The following is a 6157-nucleotide window of genomic DNA, read 5'->3' as shown; positions in this document are numbered from 1 at the left end:
CCGCGTCGGCCGCCTCGCGCGGTTCGCCGCCGAGCTCGGCCAGCAGCGCGCGGGCGGCCAGCCATGCCAGCACCGCGGCGGCCACCAGGCTCGCCGCCAGCATCGCCATCGCGATCCATTGCGCGCGGGCCTGGCTCGACGAGACCGAAGCCACCGTATCGGCAGCCTGCTTCTCGAGGCGCGCGCGCGCCTGCTCGACCTGCGTGCCGAGCTTGGCCAGTTGTTCGGCGACGAAGTGGCCCTCGACGGAGACCGCGCTGTCGAACTGCAGCGCGTCGAGCGGCTGCTTGCGCAGCAGTTCGACATAGCCCTGCATCAACTGCGCGGCGCTGGCCCGCTCGCGCGCCAGCGCCTCGGCCTGATCCGGCGCGGCCCGGGCGACGCCGGACAGCGTGGTGTCCAGCGTCCGCAGCGCCTGCGCGATCTGCTGGGCGGCGGTATCGCGCTCGGCCGTGCTGGTGGCCATCGTCAACGCCAGCTGGGCGTGGCCCAGCCCGGCGAGCGCCGATTGCGCGCGCTCGGCGGCCACCGCGCCGCGCATGTCGCGCTGATACAGCGTGTCGGTCTTGTCCTTCAGCGCGACCAGATTGACGATGCCGCTGACCGCGGCCGCCGCGCCGAACAGGTAGACCAGCACGAACGCGGTGCCGAGCCGCGCGGCCAGCGGCAGGCGCCGCAGCCGCCGGCCTGTGGAGGACTGCGGTGAGGCGTCCGGCGACGATGCGGCGGCTCCCGTTGTCGTTTCCCCTGTTCGTGCCGTGGCAGCGGTGTCCATCACCGCTGCGATCCCGTTGCCTGCCATCGATCGCAGGCCGAACCTCGACCGCCAGCGCGGCCAACCCGTTCTGAACCCTTGCAACATGGTTTTCCCCCGCCGCACGCGGCGCCCGTCAATGGTTGTTTGCTTGTTTGGGCGCCATGCTGGCGAGGCGATGTGACGTTGCCGTGACGTCCCGCCATGCGGCGGGGTTGTCATATGGCGGTCATATGACTGTCATGAAATAGGCTGCCTTGCCGGGCGCCTCGTCGATGCCGGGCGCCAGGCCACCAACGCCGCCGCCGCGTGCATCCCGGCGTCCTTCACACCGTTGTCGAGATCCCCATGTCCGTTGCCGTGATCGAATCCGGCGCAGCGGCCGCGCCGATGCGTCTGCCGCCGCTGCGCGCCGTCTTCCAGCCGATCGTGCGCTTCGAGTCGGCCGATCTGCTGGGATACGAGGCGCTGCTGCGCGGACCCGAGGGCTCGCCGCTGGCCTCGCCCGAAGCGCTGTTCCGGCTTGCCGTCAGCCCCGCCGATACGATGGCGCTGGAAGTGCAGGCGGCCCGGGCCGCGCTGGCGCGCTTTGCCGAACTGCAGTTGCCGGGGCTGCTGTTCGTCAATTTCAGTCCGATGACGCTGCGCCAGCTGCTGGCCGACCATGGCCGCGGCATGTCGGCGCTGCTCGCCAACACGGTGGCGCCGGGGCGGGTGGTGATCGAGCTGACCGAGCAGACCCGCATCGGCGACATGGCGGCGTTCGCCGACGCGATGGTGGTGTTGCGCGATCTCGGCCTGCGCTATGCGCTGGACGACTTCGGCACCGGCCATGCCAATCTCGACCTGCTGGTCCAGCTGACGCCGCAATTCATCAAGCTCGACAAATCGCTGGTGCACGGCGTGGCCTCGTGCTCGCGGCGGCTGGAACTGATGCGCACCGTGTTGAGCCTGGCCGATGCGCTGGGCACCAGCGTGATCGCCGAAGGCATCGAGGACAGCGAGGAGCTGGCGGTGCTGCGCGATCTTGGCGTGCCGTTCGGCCAGGGCTATCTGCTCGGCCGGCCGTTGCCGGAGCCGTCGCAGGCGCCGCCGCGGGACGTCGTGCAGGCGCTGGAGTCGCGCCAGATCGCGGTGTTTCCGCAGGTCGTCCGTTCGGGCTGGACCGGGCCGAATGCGGGCAAGCTGCTGCGGCGCGCGCCGACGGTGCGGCCGGAGCAAACCAACAACGAGGTGCTGGCGCTGTTCCATGCCCACCCCGGCCTGCATGCGCTGGCGGTGCTCGATGCGGACGGCAAGCCAATCGGCATCATCAACCGGCAGAGCTTCATCGATCGTTATGCCGCGCCGTTTCATCGCGAGCTGTACGGCAAGAAGGCCTGCATCCTGATGGCACATCGCGAGCCGGTCTGCTTCGATCGCGGCGCCACCATCGAGACCATGGCCAAGAGCCTGGCCAGCGGCAACCAGCGCTATCTGGCCGATGGTTTCATCATCACCGACGGCGGCCGCTATGCCGGGTTGGGCACCGGCGCCGACCTGATCCGCGCCGTCACCGAGATCCGCATGGAGGCGGCGCGCTATGCCAATCCGCTGACCTTCCTGCCGGGCAATATTCCGCTGAACCAGCATGTCGACCGGCTGCTCGATGCGGGCGCGGCGTTCTGCGCCTGTTATGTCGACCTGAACCACTTCAAGCCCTTCAACGACCAGTACGGCTACTGGAAGGGCGACGAGATGATCAAGGGCGCGGCCGCGATCCTCGCCGATGCCTGCGATCCGGTGCGCGACTTCCTCGGCCATGTCGGCGGCGACGACTTCCTGGTGCTGTACCAGAGCGCCGACTGGAGCCAGCGGGCGCGCGGCGCGATCGCGCGTTTCAATCGCGCCGCGCGCGAGCTCTACGATGCGGACGACCGCGCGGCAGGCGGCATCCATGGCGAGGACCGCCATGGCCGCAGCGCGTTCTTCCCGATGGTCAGCATGGCCATCGGCGCGGTCCGCGTGGCCCACGGCGCCGCGCGCGCCGAGACCGACGGCTGGCGCCTGGGCAGCAGCCATATCGCCGCCGCCGCGGCCGCCGCCAAGCGCGACGCCAAGAAGGACCCGGCCGGTTTCGCGGTCGTCGATCTCGCGCCGACGCTGGCCGCGGCGGGTCCCTCCGACGAACCGGCAGAGGGCCGTCCACATTGAGCGACCGGCCTGCGGCCGATCAGCGAACGGGTGTTCGGGTTATCCACAGATTGTGTGGATAACCCGACCGGGCAGGGCGCCAGCCGTGCGCCGGCGCGTCGTGCCATCGGACTGCCTAAAAAAAATGCAGAGGGCGGCATCGAACCGACGAGCGTCCATGTCGCATACATGGAAGGCCGCGATGCGGGCCCCCTATGCCACAATGCGCGGCAGTTCAGCGTTCACTGTTCATCGTTCATCGTTCAACCGGATTCCGCAGCGGATGGCAGCCGATGTTACCGAGCACCAGCGTTGTCGCGACGATTGTCCTGTGTTTCCACCTGGTCGGCGTGTTTGCCGCGATGCATGCCGTGATGACGGTCCGGACCGCGCCGGGCGCCATTGCCTGGGCCGGCTCGCTGCTGTTGATACCGTATCTGGCGCTGGTGCCGTACCTGGTGTTCGGCAGCAGCAATTTCGTCGGCTATGTCAATGCGCGGCGCTTCTATCGCCAGCAGATGCGCGAACTGCGCCACGGCATGGAGCCGCAAGAGCGCGAGGCCTGCATTGTCCGGCAACCCGATCACCCTGGGTTGCGCGCGCTGCCAAGGCTGACAGGGCTGCATTGCCTGTCCGGCAATCATGTGCAACTGCTGGTCGATGGGCAGGCGACCTTTGCGGCGATCTTCGCCGCGTTGAAGTCCGCGCGCCGCGTCGCGCTGGTGCAGTTCTTCATCGTCCATGACGACGAGCTGGGGCGCGAGCTGCAGGCACTGCTGTGCGAGCGCGCGGCCGCCGGCGTCGAGATCTATTTCCTGTACGACAGCATCGGCTGCCATGCCTTGCCCGGCCACTACGTTCGCCGCATGGCCGAGTGCGGGGTCAAGGTCAGCGCGTTCGCGCCGCATCGCGGCTTCGTCAATCGCTTCCAGCTGAACTTCCGCAATCACCGCAAGCTGGTGGTCGTCGATGGCGAGCGCGCCTTCATCGGCGGCCACAATGTCGGCAACGAATACATGGGCCGCAGGCCGCCGCTGGCGCCGTGGCGCGATACCCATATCGAAGTGCGCGGCCCTGCGGTGCTGGACCTGCAGATGACCTTCGCGGAGGACTGGTACTGGGCCTCGCGCGAGGTACCGACGCTGCTGCTGCCGCCGGCCGAACCGGCCGGCGCAATGGTGTGCCAGGTGGTGCCGAGCGGTCCGGCCGATTCGCAGGAGACCTGCTCGCTGTTCTTTGTCGAGGCGATCCAGGCCGCGCGCAAGCGGCTGTGGATCACGACGCCGTACTTCGTGCCCGACGAGGCGGTGTTCGCGGTGCTGCGGCTCGCCGTGCTGCGCGGCGTCGACGTGCGCATCCTGATGCCGGGACGCGCCGACCACAAGGTGGTGTTCGCCGCCTCGACGCTGTACGCCTATCAGGCGATCTGCGCGGGCATCCGCATCTACCGCTATATCCCTGGCTTCCTGCATCAGAAGGTGATGCTGATCGACGACGAACTGGCGGCGGTCGGTACCGCCAACCTCGACAACCGCTCGTTCCGGCTCAATTTCGAGCTGACCGTGATGACCGCCGATCGCGCCTTCGCGGGCCAGGTCGAGGGAATGCTGCTGGCCGATTTTGCGCAGGCCCGCGAGATCGGCCGCGACGAATACCTGGCAGCCCCGGGACTGCGCCGCGTGGCAATGCACGTGGCCAAGCTGTTCGCGCCGATCCTGTAGGGGTGGAGAACGCGCCGGGTCCGGGGTCCGGTTACGGAGGCCTCCAGCGGCCCATTTCCGATTCGCGGTATCCTTGCGTCAGGCGCCGCCCTGGAAGGGGCCATCGGCAGGGCATCACCAGGCCGGCAGCGGACTCCCGGGACCCACTCCCGCCCGCCGCCACGGCATCCGGCGCACACGCATTGGCAAGATGATATGAACGACACGGAAATCACGCTGATCGGTTCGGCACGGCTGCCGACCCGCTTCGGCGAGTTCACCGCTCACGCCTTCAAGGGCGCGACCAGCGGGACGGAACACCTGGCGCTCAGCGTCGGCGATATCGCCGGCGAGGGCGTGTTGACGCGGCTGCATTCGGAATGCCTGACCGGCGACGTATTCGGTTCGTGCCGCTGCGATTGCGGCGAGCAGCTGGCGCTGGCGATGGAGCGCATCGCCGCCGAGGGCCGCGGCATCCTGCTGTATCTGCGCGGCCACGAAGGCCGCGGCATCGGCCTGGGCCACAAGATCCGCGCGTACAGCCTGCAGGATGGCGGGCTGGACACCGTCGACGCCAATCTGGCGCTGGGACAGGCGGTCGACTCGCGCACCTATGCCTTCGCCGCCGATCTGCTGCGCCAATGGGGCGTCAAATCGATCCGGCTGATGAGCAACAATCCGCGCAAGCGGCAGCAGCTCGAAGAGGCCGGCATCGCCGTGCTCGAGCAGGTACGCCACAGCGTGCCTGCCAACGCCGAGAACGAAAAATACCTGGCCACCAAGCGCGTCCGGCTCGGGCATCTGCTGGACTGACGGTGCGCCGTCGATCCGGCCGACGGGCCGGACGAGACCCCTGCAGAAGCGCTGCACCAACCCTGTAGGCATCGGCCGACAGCTTCTCGGGCGGCCTGCTTACAGTCCCCGCCCGCCGCTTCTCTTATCGTGAAGGCATGGACGCACCGCATGCGGTGCGCGCCGTTTTGCAGCCTCGCTGCATACGTCCTGCAACCGCCGCCGCGGCATGCGGCGGCACCACGATAACGAGGAGTCGCCATGGCAGACAAGAACGTCGATGTGCTCAACGATCTGATCGAAGTGTCGCGCGACGGCGAGCAAGGCTTTCTGAAGGCCGCCGAGGACGCCACCAATCCTGAGCTGAAGGAACTGTTCACCAGCCGCGCGACCGAGATCGGCGCCGCCATCCGCGAACTGCAGTCGCAGGTGATCGCGCTGGGCGGCCGGCCGGAAGAGGGCGGCAGCGTGGCCGGCGCGTTGCACCGGGGCTGGGTCAGCCTGCGCAGCGCGGTCGCCAACCGCACCGATCTGTCGATCCTGGAAGAGTGCGAGCGCGGCGAGGACGTGGCCAAGAAGAAATACGCGGACGCCCTGCAGCACGACGACCTGAGCTTCGAAGTGCGCGCGCTGATCGAGCGCCAGTATCACGGCGTGCTGCGCAACCACGACCTGGTGCGCGACCTGCGCAACCGCTATCGCGCGACCTGACCGGCTCCGGCCCTTGCCACGCGAAGGA

4 protein-coding genes and 1 pseudogene are annotated in these 6157 nt (G+C 68.5%); 4 read left to right on the top strand and 1 reads right to left on the bottom strand.

Annotation, left to right across the window (positions count from 1 at the left end; all coding sequences use genetic code 11):
* A pseudogene (locus LRR16_RS15910) lies at positions 1-775 on the bottom strand (hypothetical protein); the annotation flags it as partial.
* 327 nt (positions 776-1102) lie between these two features.
* On the opposite strand from LRR16_RS15910, the gene LRR16_RS15905 reads away from it, so the two are divergent.
* The 4 genes from LRR16_RS15905 (at position 1103) to LRR16_RS15890 (ending at position 6129) form a co-directional block, all read left to right on the top strand.
* Complete coding sequence (locus tag LRR16_RS15905) at positions 1103-2947, top strand: phosphodiesterase (protein ID WP_232206487.1); 1845 nt, start codon at positions 1103-1105, stop codon at positions 2945-2947.
* Between the two features lie 272 nt (positions 2948-3219).
* Positions 3220-4647 carry a cardiolipin synthase gene (cls, locus tag LRR16_RS15900; RefSeq protein ID WP_232206486.1) on the top strand — a complete coding sequence of 476 codons (1428 nt, stop codon included), beginning with the start codon at positions 3220-3222 and terminating at the stop codon, positions 4645-4647.
* Between the two features lie 195 nt (positions 4648-4842).
* A complete protein-coding gene (gene ribA / locus LRR16_RS15895) occupies positions 4843-5439 on the top strand; it encodes a GTP cyclohydrolase II (RefSeq protein ID WP_023263528.1) in 597 nt (198 codons plus the stop codon).
* 240 nt (positions 5440-5679) lie between these two features.
* Positions 5680-6129: a PA2169 family four-helix-bundle protein gene (locus tag LRR16_RS15890; RefSeq protein ID WP_053823726.1), complete on the top strand. Its 450-nt coding sequence runs from the start codon at positions 5680-5682 to the stop codon at positions 6127-6129.
* Positions 6130-6157: the final 28 nt, after the last annotated feature.

The organism is Cupriavidus sp. UGS-1, from assembly GCF_021213615.1.
In the GTDB taxonomy this organism is placed as follows: domain Bacteria; phylum Pseudomonadota; class Gammaproteobacteria; order Burkholderiales; family Burkholderiaceae; genus Cupriavidus.
Note: the sequence above shows the minus strand (reverse complement) of the source record. Positions and strands in the feature narration are given on the sequence as shown.

Excerpts from the sequence above, each read along its gene's own strand:
- LRR16_RS15905 (WP_232206487.1), top strand. The coding sequence starts at position 1,103 with ATGTCCGTTGCCGTGATCGAATCCGGCGCAGCGGCCGCGCCGATGCGT.
- cls (WP_232206486.1), top strand. The coding sequence starts at position 3,220 with ATGTTACCGAGCACCAGCGTTGTCGCGACGATTGTCCTGTGTTTCCAC.
- ribA (WP_023263528.1), top strand. The coding sequence starts at position 4,843 with ATGAACGACACGGAAATCACGCTGATCGGTTCGGCACGGCTGCCGACC.
- LRR16_RS15890 (WP_053823726.1), top strand. The coding sequence starts at position 5,680 with ATGGCAGACAAGAACGTCGATGTGCTCAACGATCTGATCGAAGTGTCG.